Raw genomic sequence first — 20,238 nt, 5'->3', positions numbered from 1 at the left:
AAAACCGAAAATAGAAACCTAATTAAATACTTGTATTATTTATTCTTTAATAAATTTAAAAACACGTTTTAGACCTTCTTTTTCAATGTTTAGAAGATAAGTGCCAGAACTTAAATAAGAAGTATTTATGGTTAGGTCGTCTCCTTTTAGAATTTTTTTTTCAGTAACTATTTGACCTGCTATATTGTAAATTGAATAGCTTTTGGGCAAATTAAAAATATTTGGAATCCTTATGTTTAATACATCTTTTGTTGGGTTTGGAAACAAATAAATATCCTTTGATTTTGAAAATTCTTGGACGGCTTGAGTGTCAATTATAAAAGAAACACTTTCGCTGGAAGCAAAAACGGAACCAGATTTAATTACGGAAAAAGCATCAAGAGATGTAATACTGAAAAAACCGTCCCCTGAATCACCAAGGCGATTCCCGCAACATATTCCATCACTAGCAGCATCTTTTATTGTAAAGGTATAACATTGATTATCTGCTAATGTCCAGTTTTCAGTTATTAAAGTTGGAATTACTGATGGTGTTGTGGCATTTTTATAAGTGTCTTTATAAGGTCCGCCACTAAATTTAACTTTCCCAGATCCATCCTTTAATTCCCATGTTGTCTCACTACCAAAATAATCCAATTGTAAATTAAATTGTAAATCATTAAAAGTGTAATTTGTAGGTGGTCGCGGAATGATAAAAGTACCAGTTGCAGTGTCGTTTGATGTTCTCTGATCTGCACTGCCATTTACAGTAGATAAAATTGCAGAAACAATACCGTTTGCAGTAGAATTTATGGTTAAATTAAATCGGGCTGATTTATTAGTACCTAAACTCCCGTTCCATGTATAGGGAATGTTACTTCCGCCATTTATTTGATAATTCAATGTGGCGGATGTCAAAGTAGTTGTGCCACGGTTATAAATAGTTATTTGTTGTGTAATTTGATTAGGGATAAAGTCACAAGTTTCTATTGGACAATTAACATCCATTTTAATTTCGGCATCGTTTGCAAAAAGGGGAATGGTTGTAGCTTTTGTTGAAGTTTTTAGCTCTTTCCTTCTGGGTGAATTATTCATCACGGTTAGCATTCTGTCCTTTTGGTTTTGTGTAAAAATGTTCATACAGGAATCGTCCGTATAATCCATGTAGTTTTGAATCATTTCAGGAACTGCAGGAACGTCACAACTCATGGGAATTTTTGTAGGACAATCATAATTAGCATCATGATGAATTGGAGTGTCTACACAATAATCATTGCCACAGCTTGCATCACCCCAAATATGCCTTAATCCCAACCAATGCCCAACTTCGTGTGTCATGGTTCTTCCTTTGTTGTAAGTCTTGTCTAATATAAAAGAGCCGTCATTAAAAGCATTACTACCAAATACGCTATAGCTTGAAACAACTCCATCTGAATTTGCAGTTCCATTTGTTGAATCAACACCTGAAAGACCAGAATTATCTGGAAATTGTGCATAACCTAAAATGGTGTCATCTGTAAATTTTACACACCATAAATTCATATATAATGATGGATTCCAAATTGTAGCAGGTTTTACAGTTATATCAAGCTCAGTTTCAGTCCAAGATGGTTCACATAAACTTACTCGGTCTATTCCGTTTGTTGGATTTCCATTTGGATCTTGCTGAGCCATAGTAAATTGAATTTCTACATCTGCACCAACAGGGTTTATGTTATAACCAGGGCTACCTAACAATTTTCTATAATCTTGATTCAATACTGTAATTTGAGACAGTACTTGAGCATCAGTGATATTTGGCGCTACTCCAATTGCTTGACCATTGTGTATAACATGTACAACAACAGGAATAGTAATAATAGTGCCTGAAGTTTTGGAGTTAGCTCGTGAAGCCTTGTATGAATTGACTAATGGGGTTATCCAAGTTTCGAATTGTTCAGCAGATCTTCTTTTTGGGTTTTTTTCTTGAAGAAATAGTTCGTATTCGTTGGTGGCGCAACGAATCAATCCATTGGTTGGATTTATATTTTTTGAAGTTACTGTTTTGCCAAATACCGTTTTACCAGGTGATATGTTATCTTGACTATAGTTTGTACTAGAAGCAAGCAAGCACACAATAACTATTAATAATTTATGAGTGAAATATGAGGAGAATGTTTTCATGGAATGGAAAAAGTTTTATCAAAATTAATGATTTTACTATATAGAAAATGATATTTTGAAAAATTCAGTAAACTGATTAATTAATTTTAATTATGTCAATTCAAACTCAATATACTTTCCCTCTTTTTATTTTCCGTTAAAAGTCGTCATTGTACTTTCTAAACCCGCAGTTCCAAAAGATTTTATGATTTCATAAGCCAATTCTAGTCGTTCCGGAAGGGCAATTTTTTCGGTATCGTCCCAGTCACCCAATACATAATCTACTTGTTTCCCTTTTTTGAATTCGTCGCTGATGCCAAATCGGAAACGAGTGTAATCAGTCGTGTTTAAAGTGGCGTGTATACTTTTTAATCCGTTGTGTCCGCCATCACTTCCTTTTGGTTTGATGCGTATTTTTCCAAACGAAAGATTTAAATCATCAGTAATAATGAGTATGTTTTCAAGTGGAATGTTTTCTTTGTCCATCCAATATTTCACCGCTTTACCACTCAAATTCATATAGGTATTGGGTTTCAAAAGAAAAAAAGTTCGGCCTTTATATTTATATTGGGCAAGTGCACCTAATTTCACGGTTTCGAAATTAATTGCTTCTTTTTTGGCAAAAAAATCAACGATTTTAAAGCCAATATTATGTCTAGTGTTTACATATTCGGCTCCAATATTGCCGAGTCCGACGATTAAAAATTTATTACTCATGCATTTTTTATTGTTTTTTTGGTGTTCGTGAACCTCCGGTTTCGTATAATCTATAGTATCGTCTGTTTTTGTTTTTGAAAACAGGGTGTTTAACCATTTTAGCATTTTGCAAAAGTAGTGAATACCATTTTAGTTTAGAATTTACAAGAATATTTTTTAAATTAAATCTATCAAAATGTAATTGGGTTTCAATATGCTCATCGTATTAGAATAATTTGTTTGATTCGATATATCGAAAGGAGTGATTATAGAAGATGCAATTGTGTTATTAAATCTTAATTTTTACAGGAGTTATGAGGATTTAGTTTAAAAAGGAAATCGTTTCTAATCGGATTTTAGTAAAATAAGTGCAGTAAGAAGTGGGAAATATATAAAAAAAAACCTATTCGATTAAGAATAGGTTTGTAAATTATAGTGATTCTATAAGAACCCAAGCATCAGGATTGTCTGTTTTTTTGATTTCCTGTCTTGCTTTTTCAGCTTCTGCAAAAGTGGCGTAACTTCCGTAAAGTACGGGATATAAACCATATTTATTCATAGGGATTCTACGCGCTTTGTATCCTTGATTAGATAATTTTTTGAAAATCTTTTCTGCATTTCGTTCGTCTCTAAAAGCACCTGCCATAATATGGTAGGACATTTTTTCTTCTTTTATGGTAAGGGTAACTGCTGGAACAGGATTCTCAATAAAGAAAGTAGCTTCTTGAATTTTATGTTGCACTTGTTTTTGAACGGATTGTTCTACAAGAGTAGTTTCTGATGCAATTTGTTGTTGGTAAATAGGATAAGCAACAGCAGCAGTTAAACCTATTCCTAAAACAAAAATGGCGGCATATTTCAAATAGGCACTTGCAGTTCTTCTTACTGGAATAAATTCAATTACTTCTTCTTGCTCGAGTGCTTCGATTTTTTGTTCGAAAATTTCTCTTTTCACCATTGGCGAAACAAAAGCACTCAGTCCAAAAGAATTGGTTAAATAATTAGTTTGGTCATAAGGAGTAAAAATCAAACTATTGTCAATATTAAGTGAAAAATTACCCACATTTTTAATCGAGAATAATCCAGTATCTTGTAGCGATTTTTTCCAATTAAACACTTCATATTGAATTGCACTTATGGCATATTCATAAGATGTTTTTTCGGCTTGAGCGATATGATTGGCCAATAATCCATCGTTATTTTTTATATTAGCATTGAAAGAAATCACTTTCTTTGGAGGGAAAAAAGAATTGGAACTTTCAATTAATTGAGCGGATTGAATTTCAGTCAAAAAAGCTCCGAAACCCGGGATGGTTACACATTGGTAACGGTATAAAAGCTGCGCGATGTATGGTTCGATATTCATAGTTACAAAGTTATACATTGAAAATAGTTATCAAAATTTTATTCACAATTTTTATTAACAATCCGCATTAATTTTTATACATTTCAGCCTCAAACGATTAGTATGACAGACCAAGATTTAATTCCTTTATTGGCATTGCTGCAAGTAGAAGGTGTAGGTGATATTATGGCCAAAAAACTTCTAAGCCATTGTGGTAATGCTGAAGCGGTTTTTATGACGAAAACGTCCCAATTAGCAGCCATTGATGGAATTGGATCTGTTTTATTGCATAAATTAAAAGACAAATCGGTTTTCGAAAAAGCAGAAAGAGAACTTCAATACATAAAATCGAACCAAATCAATATTTCTTATTTTCAAGACGAAAATTATCCAGAACGACTGAAACAATGCATCGATGGTCCAGTTTTGATGTTTACTTCTGGAAAAATTGACTTGAAAAATAAAAAAACTATCAGCATAGTTGGAACAAGGCAAATTACTTCCTATGGAATGGAATTTTGCCGAAAATTGATCGAAGATTTGGCGCCGCTAGATCCCGTAATTGTGAGTGGTTTTGCTTATGGAGTCGATATTTATGCTCATCAATTGGCAATGGAACACAATCTCCAAACCATCGGCGTTGTTGCTCATGGATTGAACCAAATATACCCAAAAGTTCATAAGAAATATGTTGCTAAAATGGAAGAAAATGGTGGTTTTATGACCGAGTTTTGGAGTTCATCGAATCCTGAGAAAGAAAATTTTGTTCGAAGAAACCGTATTGTGGCAGGAATGACCGAAGCCACAATTGTCATAGAATCTGCCGAAAGAGGAGGTTCATTAATTACAGCAAATATCGCTAATGATTACAATCGTGATGTTTTTGCTGTTCCAGGTAGAACAACCGATAAATACAGCGCAGGTTGCAATAATTTGATAAAAACCCAAAAAGCGAATGTATTAACAGGCGCTGCTGATTTGGTTTACATCTTAAACTGGGACATTGAAACCAAAACAAAACCTGTGCAAAAACAATTGTTTGTTACGCTCGAAGCCGAAGAACAAAAAGTATATGATTACCTCTTAAAAAACGGAAAAGAATTGATGGATATTATTGCCCTACGTTGTGAGTTTCCTATTTATAAAATTTCGGGAATGTTGCTGAACATGGAACTCAAAGGTGTGATTCGACCTTTGCCTGGGAAACTTTTTGAAGCAATATAAAAGGAATAAATAAATTAGAAACTTTCAGCGTAATAAATTGCAAGAATCAATTAAGGTGAAAATAATGTGAGCAACCAAAACGCGCTACTACGTTTGTGACGCTGGAAGCGTCTCATTTCGCGAAGGACATAACAATTGACTTTATTTAAATAATTATGATAGAATATACTGAAGGCATTTACAATTTTTATGTATACATCTTGACTAACAAAAATAAAACAGTACTTTATACAGGTGTTACAAATGACCTTAAACGACGCTTAAGGGAACATAAAGAAAAAATAAATTCAAAATGTTTTACAGCACGTTATAATGTAGAATTTTTGCTTTATTATGAACATTTTACTTGGATACAACTTGCTATTGCACGTGAGAAAGAAATTAAGGATTTGAAACGGGATAAAAAAGAAATATTAATTAACACAATTAATCCAAATTGGGATTTTTTAAACAATTTATTTTAATTTGTTGAGGTTTTAAAAATAATTCTGAAAATATTTGAGAATCATTTTAGAAAACACATTCGTTTTTATTCTTTTTATTTGTCACGGTGGAAGTGTCGCAATACACAACAGGAACTTTATTGAGAGGCTTCCAGCGTGACAAATAGAGAGGTCAATTATTATTATAGTGTCTTAAATATCTTCACTCATAACCCAATTTTGTTCTAACTCTTGCTAAAACACCATTGGCAACAACAGTTGCTTTATCGGCACCAATTTTCAATAATGCATCTATTTCAGGAAGGTTGTTGATATAGTAGTTGTACTTTTCTCTTTCGGTTTTAAATTTTTCTAAAATCAATTCAAACAAAGCTTGCTTGGCATGACCGTATCCGTAATTTCCACCCAAATAATTGGCTCTCATCGCCTCAATTTGTTCAGGAGTGCCTAGTAAGGAATAAATCGCAAAAGCATTACAAGTAGCTGGATTTTTAGGCTCTTCTAATGGGGTACTATCGGTTTCAATACTCATGATTTGCTTGCGCAAAGCTTTGTCATCCAAGAAGATATTGATGATGTTATTGGCCGATTTACTCATTTTTCCGCCGTTGGTACCTGGAATCAACATGCCGTTTTCTTGAATTTTAGCTTCAGGAAGTACGAAAGTTTCTCCCATTTGGTGGTTGAAACGTGCCGCTACATCACGCGTAATTTCCAAGTGTTGCAATTGGTCTTTTCCAACAGGAACTATTTGAGCGTCGTATAGTAAAATGTCAGCGGCCATCAACATTGGATATGAAAACAATCCGGCATTGACATCTTCTAATCTATCGGATTTATCTTTGAACGAATGGGCCAATGTTAATCTTTGATAAGGAAAAAAACAACTCAAATACCATGATAATTCGGCTGTTTGTGGCACATCAGATTGACGGTAAAACACTACTTTTTCCACATTCAAACCACAAGCAAGCCAAGCTGCTGCTGTGCTATAGGTGTTTTCTCTTAATGTTTTGCCCTCTTTTATTTGAGTGATAGAATGTAAATCAGCAATAAAAAGAAATGATTCGTTTACGGGATTATTCGATAATTCTATTGCTGGAATGATTGCGCCAAGTAAGTTTCCTAAATGTGGTGTTCCAGTACTTTGAACGCCAGTGAGTATTTTTGCCATTGTATTTTTATACTTAATAAGTTTTCAAATTTAATGCTTTTAAAAATAATAGCATAGTTTTACTTACTTTTGACTCCATGAGAATAGTAAAAATTATTTTTTGGGTTCTTTGGCGCATTTGGTTCCATGTACTGATGGCCATTCCTATACTTATAATGTTCCCCTTTTTGGTGGCTTCTATTTTGACCGAAAGTGGTTATCCTTATTTTTTTCGAATGGCCAGAATTTGGGCAAAAATCATTCTTTTCGGGATGGGATTTTATTATAAAATAGAAAGAGAACAAATATTAGAACCACACAAAAATTATATGCTTGTCGCCAATCATACCTCGATGGTAGATATCATGTTGATGCTTGTAGCAATCAAAAAACCATTCGTATTTGTTGGAAAAAAAGAGTTGGTTAAGATCCCTCTTTTTGGATTTTTCTACAAACGAACTTGCATTTTAGTCGATAGATCATGTTCAAAAAGTAAACATAGTGTTTTTCAACGTGCTCAAAAAAGAATTGATAAAGGATTGAGTATCTGCATTTTTCCTGAAGGAGGTGTTCCTGATGATGAATCAATTCGATTAGACACTTTTAAAGACGGTGCTTTTCGATTGGCAATAGAGCATCAATTACCAATTGTTCCGATATCTTTTGGAGACAATAAAAAAAGATATTCTTACACTTTTTTTAGTGGAAGTCCCGGGATTTTGAGAGTTCAAATTCATTCTTTTGTGGAAACATTAGGATTACCAATGAACGCAAAGAGTAGTCTTAAAACCCAAGTTTGGAATACTATCCACAACCAATTATTGGAATTTGAGAAGAAAAAGTATAATAGTCATTGCGAGGAACGGGCGCCATCTTAGTAGCTGCTCAGTGTAAATAATCTCTTAATGCGATGGCGCCCGTTCCTCGCAATGAAAATTAAACAAAAAAGAGTCTCGCATTTGCGAGACTCTTATCTAATATTTAAGCATCGGCCAATTCTTTAATTCTAGCCTTAATTTTTTCCTCTAATTCATCCGCTAATTCAGGATTGTCTTTAATTAACGATTTTACAGCGTCACGACCTTGTCCTAATTTGGTATCACCATAGCTGAACCAAGATCCCGCTTTTTTAACGATTTCAAATTCTACAGCTAAATCTAATATTTCGCCTGTTTTCGAAATACCTTCACCGTACATAATATCAAATTCGGCAACTTTAAATGGTGGAGCTACTTTGTTTTTTACTACTTTAACTTTTGTTCTGTTACCAAGAACATTGTCACCATCTTTTATTTGAGTCGAACGACGAATATCCAAACGTACCGAAGCATAAAACTTCAAGGCATTACCACCCGTAGTCGTTTCTGGATTTCCGAACATAACCCCAATTTTCTCTCTCAATTGGTTGATGAAGAAAACCGTACAATTGGTTTTGCTAATAGTTCCAGTCAATTTTCTCAAGGCTTGAGACATCAAACGTGCGTGAAGACCCATTTTAGAATCTCCCATTTCTCCTTCAATTTCACTTTTTGGAGTCAGAGCGGCAACGGAGTCAATGACTACAATATCAATCGCACCAGAACGAATTAAATTCTCGGCAATTTCTAATGCTTGTTCCCCGTTGTCAGGTTGCGATATAATTAAATTTTCAATATCAACGCCCAATTTTTCGGCATAATTTCTATCGAAAGCGTGTTCCGCATCTATAAAAGCAGCAATTCCACCCGCTTTTTGAGCTTCGGCAATAGCGTGCAATGTTAAAGTTGTTTTTCCTGAAGATTCCGGACCATAAATTTCAATCACTCTTCCTCTTGGATAACCACCAACTCCTAATGCTAAATCGATTCCCAATGACCCAGAGGAAATAGTTTCAACTTCTACAATGGCTTTGTCGCCCATCTTCATTACAGTCCCTTTTCCGTAGGTTTTGTCTAGTTTGTCAAGTGTTAGCTGTAGTGCTTTTAATTTGGCTTCTTTCTCTGAACTTATCGTCTCTTTTACCTTTTCTTTCATTAATTTGTATTGTTTTATCGCTCTAATAAATTGATAATTAGCATTTATACATCACCAATTCTGATTGTTTTTTTATAAAATCCACCGTAAAAATACTTCTTTTTTTCGGGCTAAATTTCAATTTTCACAAAATATTATTCTTTTTTTTCAGGAGCTATTCCCACCATTCGTTTCAAGCTTCGCAGGTTTCAAACCCATTTTATTAGCGCTTGCAGGAGCTTCCTTTGGTCGCTCTGCAACCGCTATAAAATGTGGTTTTCAACTCGCAAAGGCTTTCCACTACTGTTGGGGCTAACGGCTTTTAAGTTCTTTTTTTTTCTAAAGACATTATTTAAACATTTTTGCCGACCCTTTTTAAGATAATTCATAAAAATGAAAAAGCCCTAAAAGAAAAATCCTTTAGGGCTTATAAAATTTAGAAATTGTTTATTTTAATTTGTAAGTTACTTTTCTAACCAATTTTCTAGCGTATTCCGTTTTTTGATCAATTGTACTTTCTTCACCCGCCGCCACTATATTCAATCTTGATTCAGCTACATTTAAGTTTAAAAGAATATTTTTTATATAAATGGCTCTTTTTTCAGATAATTTAATATTATATGCTGTACTTCCTATCTCATCTGCATGTCCAATTATATCAACTGTTGCTGAAGGATTGTTTTTTAAATACGTTAAAAGAAACGAAACTGAAAATTTAGATTCTTCTGTAGGAGTTGATTTATCAAAGTCAAAAAACGCACATATATAGCCTTCATTAACTAGTTTTTTGATAGTTTCACTATCTAATGTTGCGCTATCCAAAGTTTTAACTGATTCTGTATTTATTTTTTCTTTGATAGTTCTACCTTTAGTATCTACTACTTTACCAGGAGCAGTATTTGGTTCAAGATCTAAAAAATCTAAAACACCATCTTTGTCACTGTCAACATTCATTGCTTTTAACTCAGCAATTTCCCCTTCCAATGAAAGAACATCTTTGTCTTTTAAGACAACCCAGTCTGCATGTTTTTCATTTTTACCTATGTAATACGTTATACCTATCGTTCCGTTATAAAGTACTCCATTGAATTCTTTTGGGTTAATATTAGATTGAGCATCAAAAGCAACATCTTGAGAGTAATTAACAATAGTTGTGAAATCTCCAGTTAAGGCAAATCTGTTTGATAATTTAATTTGAGCTGTTACACCAGCAATATAATTACCCATATTCTCATTCAAAGTAGAATTTTTATCTTCTAATCTTCCAACACCAAAACCTGTATGTCCTAATAATCCAAAAGTATTTGTCCAAGATTCAAAGTTCATTATTCTACCTAAGTTCGCAACTCCTTGTATATCAAATCTGTAATATTGAGTATTGAAATCAAAGGAATCAGTATTTGGTTTAAAGCTGTTGTAACCAAAGTCAGCTTTTATACCAAATTTATTGTTTAACATATATCTAATCCCTAAGTCAATTACATAAGGACTTGGTGTCGATGTATAATAATTAATTGATGTATACGGTCTTTGTGGTTTATTACCACCAGCAGCTAATTCTATAGACCATTTATTATAGTCATTATCAGTGGTTTCTTTTTTGTCATTTTGAGCATTTACTGATATACAAACAATAGCAAATACTAGAATAATAATAAGTTTTTTCATCGTTTATTTTTTTTTGTAAAAGTAACTCAAATTTTTATTCTTGGAATAGGAAATATTTCATAAATCTTTAAAATTTTTAATTAAAGATGTATAATGAAGCTAAAATGGAGTGATTTTTAGTATTTTATGATTGACGGTCAACTTATTCTGAATAAAGGGTCTTTAATGTTCGTTTTTTTATGATATAAGTATAAAGGGTCTTTAGTATTATATTTTAAAAATAACCTTTAACAATTTTCATTTTCTTAAATTTTTGTACTCCTGCTTTTTCAGTAGTATAGGAAATAAAAAAAGCCCTAAAGGAATTTCCTTTAGGGCTTAATGATATAAAAAAAATAGATTATCTTACACCGAATGTTACTCTTCTAACTAATCTTCTTGCATCTGAAGAAGATTTCTCAACTGAGGTGTCTTCACCAGCAGCAATGATATTTAATCTTGATGGATCAATATTTGCTTTAATTAAAGTGTTCTTTACATTGTTAGCTCTGGCAGTAGATAATTTGTCATTGTAAGCTGATCTTCCAATTTCGTCAGCATGACCTATAATATCAACTGAAGCTGTAGGATTGTTTCTTAAGTAAGTTAAGATGAAATCAATTCCTTCTGTAGAAACATTTGTTGGAGTAGATTTACCGAAATCAAAATAAGTAGTTACATAACCTTTGTTGATTAAGTTTTTAACTAATTCGCTACCAGATTCAGATTTAAGAGAAGTAGCAGTTGGGTCGCCATATGTTTTAGTCAAATAACTTTCTAATTCATCTGGAACTCCATTGTTGTTTAAGTCAATAGCTCTTCCTTTTGTGTCTACCATAACACCACCAATTGAATTTGGTTCAACGTCTAAATAGTCAACAACACCGTCTCTATCTGTATCATTTGATAAAGTTTCAAGATCAGCAACCCTTTTTTCTAATTCTATTAGTTTGTCTTCAGTTTTTTTATTATCTAGAACTACCCAGTCAGCATGTTTTTCGTTTTTACCCAAGTAAATTGTTAAACCAACCGTTCCATTATAAAGAATAGAATTGAAACCTCCTCCTGGAGATTTTGATTTAGCATCAAAATTAAGTTCTTGTCTAGCGTTGATGATTGTTGTAAAATCAGCTGTTAAAGAAATACGATTCGATAATTTAATTTGACCAGTAACACCCGCTAAGAAGTTGGTTACATTATCATCTTTCCCATTTCCTTTAATCATTCCAGTTCCAAAACCCGCATGACCTAATAATCCTAATGTATTAGTCCATGTTTCAAAACTCATAATTCTACCTAAGTTAGCAACAGCTTGAAGGTCTACTCTGTAATACTTTGAGTCAAATGAAGGAGTATTGTTCATTTCAGAAAAATGATTGTATCCACCATCTAGCTTCAAACCAAATTTATTATTAAACATATACCTTACTCCTAAATCAATAGTATAAGGACTGAGTACGCTCAATGCATATCCAGGAGTTACATGGTTTTGAGGTTTGTTAAAACCACCGGATAATTCAACAGACCATTGATTAAATCCAATTTCTTTTTTTTCAATCGTTTCGGTTTGCGCGCTTATAGTATTTATAGCGAAGGCAAAGGCTAATGTTAGTAGTGTTTTTTTCATAATATGATAATTTAAGTTCTTAACAAATTTACATCGATAAATATTATAAATAGTATTAATCTGTTAATTATGTAAAAAATTATAGAAATTCTACAACTTAATAGGCAACTAAATAGCGTAAAATATTGTAAATCAGAATTTTGCAATATTTAGTATTTGTTTTATCCAATTTTTTTTAAAACATCAGTCATTTTTTCGCAAGTACTAAAATTTTCGTGTATGACCTTATGGTTTATTTTTTCGTGTTCCCAAGTAGTGTGAAACGGAATATGAATGGCATGTCCGCCAATGGCTAAAACGGGTAAAACATCCGATTTCAGGGAGTTTCCAATCATAAAAAATTCCTCAGGTTGAATTTCCAATCGTTTTATCAAATCGGAATAATCTATTTCTTGTTTGTCAGACATCACTTCGATATGGTGAAAATAATGCCCTAGACCCGAATTGTGTAACTTTCTGCGTTGGTCTAATAAATCACCTTTGGTGGCGACAACTAGTTTATATTTTCCGTGTAAAGCTTGTAATGTTTCTTCGACCCCGTCTAATAATACAATGGGTTTATCGAGTAATTCTTTTCCGAATTCAATGATTTTTTCAACGACTTCAACAGGAATTGTATTGTTGGAAATTTTCATTGCAGCCTCAATCATCGAAAGAATATAAGCCTTGATTCCGTATCCATAGATTTTCAAATTATCGATTTCAACCTTAAAAAGTTCCTGCGAAATCCCTTTCTGAGACAAATAGTCGCTCATCAAATCACAAAATTTCATTTCCGTTTCTAGAAAATAGGTTTCGTTTACGAATAAAGTATCATCAGCGTCGAAAGCAATTACTTTTAGGTTCATTAGTTTTATTTTTAACCCAGTCAGGATTTTAAACCCTGACTGGGTTGTTTAAAATTCTTAATTTATCGTCTCACCATTCGCAACACTATCTGCATCAGGATTTACAAAAACCAATTTTCCTTCGGCGTTAGTTGACATCAAAATCATTCCTTGACTTTCTACACCACGAAGATTTCTAGGTGCTAGATTTACTAATACAGTTACTCGTTTTCCAATAATATCTTCGGGTTTAAAACTCTCGGCAATTCCTGAAACAATGGTGCGAACATCAAGTCCAGTATCTACTTTTAGGATTAATAGTTTGTTCGCTTTTGGCATTTTTTCTGCTTCGAGAATCGTTCCCACACGGATATCCATTTTGGCAAAATCATCAAATTGAATCGATTCTTTTTGTTTTTCTGTCATTGCGAGGGACGAAGCAATCTCGGCTGTATTGGCTGTTTTCGTCGCTTCCAATTTATCTATTTGTTTTTGGATTTCTTCGTCTTCAATTTTAGCAAACAATAATTCCGCTTCGCCAATTTGATGTCCGGCAGGATTCAAATCAGAATTCTCAGATACGGTTTTCCAATCAATTTTGTCTTCAATTTTAAGAATACGGGATAATTTCGTAGCGGTAAAAGGCAAGAAAGGTTCGCAAAGTGAACTCAAAGCCGTTGCAATTTGCAAAGCCACATACATTTGAGTTTGTACACGACCCGCATCTGTTTTTATCATTTTCCAAGGCTCTTCGTCGGCCAAATATTTGTTTCCCAAACGAGCCACATTCATCAATTCACCCAAAGCTTCACGAAATCTATAACGCTCAATCGAACTCGAAATTACGGCTGGATAGGCTTTCAATTCGGTTAATGTCGCTTCGTCCACTTCCGAAAAAGTGTTTGGACTCGGAACAATTCCTTCGTAATATTTATTGGTCAAAACCACCACACGATTAATGAAATTTCCAAAAATCGCTACCAATTCGTTGTTGTTTCTCGCCTGAAAATCTTTCCAGGTAAAATCGTTGTCCTTTGTTTCTGGCGCATTCGATGTCAAAGCATAACGCAACACATCTTGCTGATTTGGAAATTCTTCCAAATATTCGTGCAACCAAACTGCCCAGTTTTTAGACGTCGATAATTTATTTCCTTCCAAGTTCAAAAACTCATTCGCCGGCACATTGTCTGGCAAAATATAACTTCCTTCGGCTTTTAGCATCGCAGGGAAAATAATACAGTGAAAAACAATATTGTCTTTCCCTATAAAATGAACCAGTTTCGTATCTTGATCTTTCCAGTACGGCTCCCAATCTTTTCCTTCTCTTGCAGCCCATTCTTTCGTAGAGGAAATATAGCCAATCGGCGCATCAAACCAAACGTATAATTTTTTTCCTTCGGCACCTTCAACAGGAACATCAATTCCCCAATCTAGGTCACGCGTAACCGCACGAGGTTCTAATCCGCCGTCAATCCAAGATTTAACTTGTCCGTAAACATTGGGTTTCCAGTCATTTTTATGTCCCACAAGAATCCATTCTTTCAAAAATTCCTCATAACGATCCAAAGGCAAAAACCAGTGCTTTGTCGATTTCATAATCGGACTTTCTCCCGTAATTGTCGATTTTGGGTTAATCAAATCCGTAGCATTCAAAGTCGAACCACATTTTTCGCATTGATCGCCATACGCTTCTTCGTTGCCACAGCGTGGGCAAGTTCCCACCACAAAACGGTCTGCCAAGAATTGGTCTGCTTTTGCATCATACAATTGTTCGGTCACTTCCTCGATAAAATCGCCTTTTTCATAAAGCGTTCTAAAAAATTCCGAAGCCGTATCGTGATGAATCTTAGCCGATGTTCTCGAATAATTATCAAACGAAATTCCAAAATCCGTGAATGATTTTCGGATAATGCCATCATATTTATCGATTACTTCCTGAGGTGTAACCCCTTCTTTTTTGGCTTTCATCGAAATCGCCACGCCGTGTTCGTCGCTTCCGCACACAAACAAAACATCTCTTCCTTGCAATCGTAAATAACGAGAATAAATATCCGAAGGCACGTAAACGCCCGCCAAATGCCCAATGTGTATGGGTCCGTTGGTATAAGGCAATGCCGCCGTAATGGTGTATCTTTTTGGATTCTGTAACATAATTCAGTTTAATTTGCTGCAAAAATAAGCAAATTATTATTGTCATTGCGAGGAACGTGGCAATCTGAAGCTATTTCCCGCTATCCGTTGCAATCTTTTGCTTTTTAAAGAAAAAAGCAAAAGGATTTCCACTACTATCTGGGCTAGGTAATTTGTGATTCTAATCAATTCCTCATTTTTAATTTGGCTTTGTTTATATTTGCAGACACAATTCTATGACACTATAAATTATGGCAAAAGGACCCGAAAAAAACACCAAAAATAAGGCTTTGCATACCAAATTACTCAATCGAAAGAAGACTAAACTTCATGAAGAGAAAAAAGAAAAAGCCTTGCGGTTGAAAGCTTTAGTGACCAAAATGAATGAGAAAAAAAATAATGACCAACCAATAGAGCCGTAGGCTCGACACATTTTGTAGAGATGGATTTTAATCCATCCAAAATGCAATTATTTTCTAAAAAGTGCCGTAGGTACGGATAATTTTCACAACCTTTGACCTCTTAAAACCAAAATCATTATGAGCAAGACAAGATTAATAATCAACAAAAATGGATCAATAAAGATCGAAGGCGATTTTGAAATAATGGATCAAGACGGTGTCGTTTATGGTCTAGAAGGAAGAACAGCATTGGGACTTTGTCGTTGTGGATTATCCTCCAACAAACCATTTTGTGATGGTTCACATCGTAATAATTTCGAATGTGAATCAAAAGCATTTGACTTACCACCAATGAAAACGAAATAAAGAATCGTTTTTCAACTTGCATTTTCAAAGCTACATTTTCAACGATGTAGCTTTTTTATTTACTGAAAACCTCTGTAAAATTGAAAAATATGACAAAGGTGAAACAAAATTTCGTTCCTGTTTTAATTTACCCGAATTTTGCAGTAAACTTTCAAAACACAAAACCCATGGAATTCGGTAGAATAATAGTTTCAGAAACAGCAATGAATAGTGAAAATAATCAAGATATTATCAATTCAAATATTTCGGTAATCAATCTCATGCGGGAGGAAAAAATCGACGACGAATTCATTCACGAAGATGCCTTGATGAGTTATTATTTAGACTATTATTATTCTCAATATGTTGCTGGAAACTTTGCACAATTTGTCCATGTTTCGGGATGGAATTCCGAGTTAAACGAATTAATCGAAGAAGGTTTGGCCTTAATTGGCGCCGAAAAGCATTTGAAATTGTTCCAACAACAATCCAAAAAAGTAAAACTAATGAGCAGCGTCAAGCTCAATAAATTCTTAAAAGGAAAACTAGAAGGCGTAAATCCTATTAGAGATTTGCTCAACAACGACACTTTTTACGAATTAGACGAAAACCTAGTTGTTTTGAACGCTAATTTTCTGAAATCACACCCCGATTTCGAAGTGCTTTCCGTAGATGATATGTTCGCTACTTTGGAAGAATTTGTGGGTCACGAGATTAAAAGAGAATAGCTGATTATTTCACAAAGACACACAAAGCAAAACACGAAGCTACGCAAAGGATTTTTAAGTTGAAATTGAAAACTTCGTGAATCTTTGAGTCTCTTTTGCGAACCTTAGTGAAATAGCTTTTCTAAAATTACACGTAATAGCTTTTCTAAAAAAAATTTGTCCCAATAGTATCAAACATTTCCTTAAATTTGCTACCGTTATTATAAAAGTTAGCGTTTAAAAAATAAAACTATGTTACAAATTGCATTTATTAGAGAGAATCAAGAAAAAGTAATCAAAGCTTTGGCAAAAAGAAATATGGATGCCACCGCTGTTGTTGAAGAAGTCGTGAAACTAGACGAAAATCGTCGTGCTACTCAGGTAGAACTTGATAATACGCTAGCAGAATCTAATAAATTGTCCAAAGATATAGGCGAATTGATGAAAAGTGGCGAAAAAGCAAAAGCCGCTATTCTCAAAGAAAAAACAGTTCTGTTAAAAGAAAAAAGTAAAGCCTTGGCCGAAACTGCCGATCAATTGGCTGCCGATCTTTTAGAAAAATTATATACTTTACCCAATCTTCCTGCCGATCTTGTTCCCAATGGAAAAACACCAGAGGAAAACCTAAACGTTTTTGAAGAGGGCGAAATTCCGGTTTTGCACGAAGGTGCTCAACCACACTGGGATTTGGTAAAAAAATACGACATCATCGATTTTGAATTAGGAAACAAAATAACAGGCGCAGGATTTCCGGTTTACAAAGGAAAAGGAGCCAAGTTGCAACGTGCCTTAATCAATTATTTCTTGGATAAAAACGCGGCTGCAGGCTACAATGAAGTTCAAGTGCCTCACATGGTGAATGAAGCTTCGGCTTATGGAACGGGTCAATTGCCAGACAAAGAAGGGCAAATGTATCATGATAAAACCGATGATTTATACTTGATTCCAACGGCTGAGGTTCCGGTAACGAACATGTTTCGTGATGTGATTTTAAGTGAAAACGAATTGCCAGTTTTAACCACAGCTTACACCCCTTGTTTCCGTCGTGAAGCAGGTTCTTATGGCGCTCACGTTCGAGGTCTGAACCGTTTGCACCAATTTGATAAAGTCGAAATCGTGCGAGTAGAACATCCTGATAAATCTTACGAAGCCTTGGAAGAAATGGTCGAACACGTAAAAAGCATTTTGCAAGAATTGAAATTACCCTACAGAGTATTGCGACTATGTGGTGGCGATATGGGTTTCACATCAGCTTTGACCTATGATTTTGAGGTTTATTCTACAGCACAAGAGCGTTGGTTAGAAATAAGTTCGGTTTCTAATTTCGAGACTTTTCAAGCGAATCGTTTGAAATTACGTTTCAAGGACAAAGACGGAAAAAACCAATTGGCACACACCCTAAACGGAAGTTCATTGGCTTTGCCTAGAGTACTTGCAGGAATTTTAGAAAATTACCAAACAGCCGAAGGAATCGTAATTCCTGAGGTTTTGAGAAGCTATTGCGGCTTTGACATTATAAATTAGTGGTCAGCGGTCAGTTTTTTAGTAATCAGTTTTTTGAAATAAATAATTAGTGATCAGTGGTCAGTATTATAGTGATCAGTTTATTGGAATAAATAATCAGTGATCAATGTTTAGAATGACATGATTAGTTTGTAGAAAGAAATAAATAATAAGTGAATAGATAATAATTGTTTGGTAATTAGTCTGAATACTAAAAAACTGACCACTGAATACTCTTTCGCAATGACCACTGACCACTGACCACTGAATACTTAAACAATGAAACACTTAATTCTACATATTTTCCTGTTTTTTTCATTGGTCTGTTTTTCGCAAAACGAACAATTAGCGCAGTATTATTTCGAAAAGGGCGATTTTGAGAAAGCCAAAATTAGTTTCGAAGAATTATTAAAAAACCAACCTTCGAATTTTCTTTATTTTCAACGTACTATTGATTGTTATCAGCAATTACAGCTTTTTGATCTTGCTGACAAATCCATTCGAGAGCGTTTGAATCAGTACAAACAAGGCTATCTTTTAGTAGAATTGGGTTATAATTATCAGCTTCAAAAGGATGAGGCTTCCGCCAAAAAAAACTACGACGAAGCCATAGAGCGCATCAAGAAAAATCCAAATGAAGTCTACGGAATTGCCAATGCTTTCGAGAAAAAAGTATTGCTCGAATACGCTTTAAAATCGTATCAAATAGCCACTCAAATAGAGCCAAAATATAATTTTAGATTCCAAATGGCACTCCTTTACGGACAATTGGGGAATTCTGAAATGATGATTTCTAATTTTTTGGACGAAGGATACGCCAATCCGTTAAATTCGATACAAATTCAAAATCAATTGGCGCGTTATATGGCTGATGAAGGGAACGACACTTTCAATGAAACTTTGCGCAAAGCCTTAATAATAAGAGCTCAGAAAGACCAAGATGTTTATTGGAACCAATATTTGAGTTGGTATTATGTGCAACAAAAAGAGTTTGCGAAAGCCTTTATTCAAGAAAAAGCGATTTACAAACGAAATCCAGAATCACTTTCTAGTATTGTAAATTTGGCGCAACTCGCCATTGAAGAAGATGATGCCGAAAATGCAAAAGAAATTTTAGGATTTGTGTTGGAAAACACCAAAAATTTAGAGTTACTAATACAAGCAAATTCCTATTTAATTCAAATGAAAATCGACAATTCGAATGAAAAGGATTTTGCCGCTATCAATACGGAATTAACTGGTTTGTTAAAAGAATATGAAATAAATCCGTTTACCTTATCTTTGCAGCTGATTCAGGCCCATTTTGTTGCTTTTAATTTGCGAAAACCCGAGGAAGGAAAAGCGATAATCAAGAATACAATGGGATTGCAATTAAATCCTTATGAAGAGGCTCAGGCCAAAATGGAGTTGGCAGATATTTTGCTTTACGAAGAAAAATTCAATCAGGCTATGCTCTATTATTCACAAATTCAAGAGAATTTAAAAAACGATGTGGTAGCGCACGAAGCGAGTTTGAAAGCGGCCAAAACGAGTTATTTTCAAGGTGATTTTGTTTGGGCTTTGAAGCAATTCAAAGAATTGAAAGCGGCAAATTCCGAGTTGATTGCAAATGATGCCATGGAATATTTCCTTTTAATCAATGACAATACCGTTGCCGATTCGACACAAACAGCCTTGAAACAATTTGCAAAAGGGGATTATTTGATCTATCAAAACAGGAATCAAGAAGCGATTGCAAAGTTTCAGTTCATTTTGAAAAGTTTCAAGGGACAAGAGATAGAAGCAGTAACCCAATTGCGCTTGGGGAAAATTTACGAAAAACAAGGAGAATACAATTTGGCTTTAAGCCAATATCAGAATATTATCGACCATCACGCAGACGGAATTTATATAGATGAAGCCTTGTATTTTTCGGCAGAAATTGAGAATAATAAGTTAAAGGAACCCGAAAAGGCAAAACCGCTTTACGAGAAAATAATTTTCAATCATCAAGACAGTATTTACTTTGTTGATGCTCGAAAAAAATACCGACAATTGCGAGGAGATACCAATCTGTAAAAATAGTTAATCGCTTAAT

General features: G+C 34.2%; 17 protein-coding genes. 8 read left to right on the top strand and 9 right to left on the bottom strand.

Going from position 1 to position 20,238, the window contains the following annotated elements; all coding sequences use genetic code 11:
* Positions 1–39 precede the first annotated feature (39 nt).
* The 3 genes from E0F76_RS02410 to E0F76_RS02400 all read right to left on the bottom strand — a co-directional run bounded on the left by E0F76_RS02410 (position 40) and on the right by E0F76_RS02400 (position 4,183).
* Entirely contained in the window at positions 40–2,142 is a 2,103-nt protein-coding gene (locus E0F76_RS02410) for a M43 family zinc metalloprotease (RefSeq protein ID WP_132000890.1), read from the bottom strand.
* 126 nt (positions 2,143–2,268) lie between these two features.
* On the bottom strand, positions 2,269–2,943 hold the full coding sequence (gene pth, locus E0F76_RS02405) for an aminoacyl-tRNA hydrolase (protein ID WP_132000888.1): 675 nt from the start codon (positions 2,941–2,943) through the stop codon (positions 2,269–2,271).
* A gap of 304 nt (positions 2,944–3,247) precedes the next feature.
* Complete coding sequence (locus E0F76_RS02400) at positions 3,248–4,183, bottom strand: HU domain-containing protein (RefSeq protein ID WP_132000886.1); 936 nt, start codon at positions 4,181–4,183, stop codon at positions 3,248–3,250.
* A gap of 102 nt (positions 4,184–4,285) precedes the next feature.
* Here E0F76_RS02400 and dprA point away from each other — a divergent pair, with 102 nt between their 5' ends.
* Both dprA and E0F76_RS02390 read left to right on the top strand, forming a co-directional pair.
* Positions 4,286–5,386 carry a DNA-processing protein DprA gene (dprA, locus tag E0F76_RS02395; protein ID WP_132000884.1) on the top strand — a complete coding sequence of 367 codons (1,101 nt, stop codon included), beginning with the start codon at positions 4,286–4,288 and terminating at the stop codon, positions 5,384–5,386.
* Between the two features lie 155 nt (positions 5,387–5,541).
* Positions 5,542–5,850: a GIY-YIG nuclease family protein gene (locus tag E0F76_RS02390; RefSeq protein WP_132000882.1), complete on the top strand. Its 309-nt coding sequence runs from the start codon at positions 5,542–5,544 to the stop codon at positions 5,848–5,850.
* 181 nt (positions 5,851–6,031) lie between these two features.
* On the opposite strand, the gene trpS is transcribed toward E0F76_RS02390, so the two are convergent.
* On the bottom strand, positions 6,032–7,003 hold the full coding sequence (gene trpS / locus E0F76_RS02385; RefSeq protein ID WP_132000880.1) for a tryptophan--tRNA ligase: 972 nt from the start codon (positions 7,001–7,003) through the stop codon (positions 6,032–6,034).
* Between the two features lie 77 nt (positions 7,004–7,080).
* Between trpS and E0F76_RS02380 the strand changes: the two genes are divergently transcribed.
* A complete protein-coding gene (locus E0F76_RS02380) occupies positions 7,081–7,860 on the top strand; it encodes a lysophospholipid acyltransferase family protein (protein WP_132000878.1) in 780 nt (259 codons plus the stop codon).
* 103 nt (positions 7,861–7,963) lie between these two features.
* On the opposite strand, the gene recA is transcribed toward E0F76_RS02380, so the two are convergent.
* The 5 genes from recA to metG all read right to left on the bottom strand — a co-directional run bounded on the left by recA (position 7,964) and on the right by metG (position 15,226).
* Positions 7,964–8,971 carry a recombinase RecA gene (gene recA / locus E0F76_RS02375; RefSeq protein ID WP_132001632.1) on the bottom strand — a complete coding sequence of 336 codons (1,008 nt, stop codon included), beginning with the start codon at positions 8,969–8,971 and terminating at the stop codon, positions 7,964–7,966.
* A 450-nt stretch (positions 8,972–9,421) separates the two neighbouring features.
* On the bottom strand, positions 9,422–10,642 hold the full coding sequence (locus E0F76_RS02370; RefSeq protein WP_132000876.1) for an OmpA family protein: 1,221 nt from the start codon (positions 10,640–10,642) through the stop codon (positions 9,422–9,424).
* A 340-nt stretch (positions 10,643–10,982) separates the two neighbouring features.
* Positions 10,983–12,248 carry an OmpA family protein gene (locus E0F76_RS02365; protein WP_132000874.1) on the bottom strand — a complete coding sequence of 422 codons (1,266 nt, stop codon included), beginning with the start codon at positions 12,246–12,248 and terminating at the stop codon, positions 10,983–10,985.
* Positions 12,249–12,409: 161 nt separating this feature from the next.
* A complete protein-coding gene (locus E0F76_RS02360; RefSeq protein ID WP_132000872.1) occupies positions 12,410–13,096 on the bottom strand; it encodes an HAD family hydrolase in 687 nt (228 codons plus the stop codon).
* Positions 13,097–13,153: 57 nt separating this feature from the next.
* The gene (gene metG / locus E0F76_RS02355; RefSeq protein WP_132000870.1) at positions 13,154–15,226 is read right to left on the bottom strand and encodes a methionine--tRNA ligase; all 2,073 of its coding nucleotides are present in this window, start codon (positions 15,224–15,226) and stop codon (positions 13,154–13,156) included.
* Between the two features lie 230 nt (positions 15,227–15,456).
* Here metG and E0F76_RS19220 point away from each other — a divergent pair, with 230 nt between their 5' ends.
* The 5 genes from E0F76_RS19220 to E0F76_RS02335 all read left to right on the top strand — a co-directional run bounded on the left by E0F76_RS19220 (position 15,457) and on the right by E0F76_RS02335 (position 20,219).
* Positions 15,457–15,627 carry a hypothetical protein gene (locus tag E0F76_RS19220; RefSeq protein WP_165932619.1) on the top strand — a complete coding sequence of 57 codons (171 nt, stop codon included), beginning with the start codon at positions 15,457–15,459 and terminating at the stop codon, positions 15,625–15,627.
* 117 nt (positions 15,628–15,744) lie between these two features.
* Positions 15,745–15,972: a CDGSH iron-sulfur domain-containing protein gene (locus E0F76_RS02350; protein ID WP_132000868.1), complete on the top strand. Its 228-nt coding sequence runs from the start codon at positions 15,745–15,747 to the stop codon at positions 15,970–15,972.
* A gap of 167 nt (positions 15,973–16,139) precedes the next feature.
* Positions 16,140–16,679, top strand: a complete 540-nt coding sequence (locus E0F76_RS02345) for a DMP19 family protein (protein WP_132000866.1) — start codon at positions 16,140–16,142, stop codon at positions 16,677–16,679.
* Positions 16,680–16,910: 231 nt separating this feature from the next.
* Positions 16,911–18,182, top strand: coding sequence for a serine--tRNA ligase (gene serS / locus E0F76_RS02340; RefSeq protein WP_132000864.1), 1,272 nt, complete (start codon positions 16,911–16,913; stop codon positions 18,180–18,182).
* A 258-nt stretch (positions 18,183–18,440) separates the two neighbouring features.
* On the top strand, positions 18,441–20,219 hold the full coding sequence (locus E0F76_RS02335) for a tetratricopeptide repeat protein (RefSeq protein ID WP_132000863.1): 1,779 nt from the start codon (positions 18,441–18,443) through the stop codon (positions 20,217–20,219).
* The last annotated feature ends 19 nt before the right edge of the window (positions 20,220–20,238 follow it).

Source organism: Flavobacterium cellulosilyticum (assembly GCF_004349355.1).
GTDB lineage: Bacteria > Bacteroidota > Bacteroidia > Flavobacteriales > Flavobacteriaceae > Flavobacterium > Flavobacterium cellulosilyticum.
The sequence above is the reverse complement of the archived record's forward strand: the minus strand, read 5'-3'. Positions and strand labels throughout refer to the sequence as shown.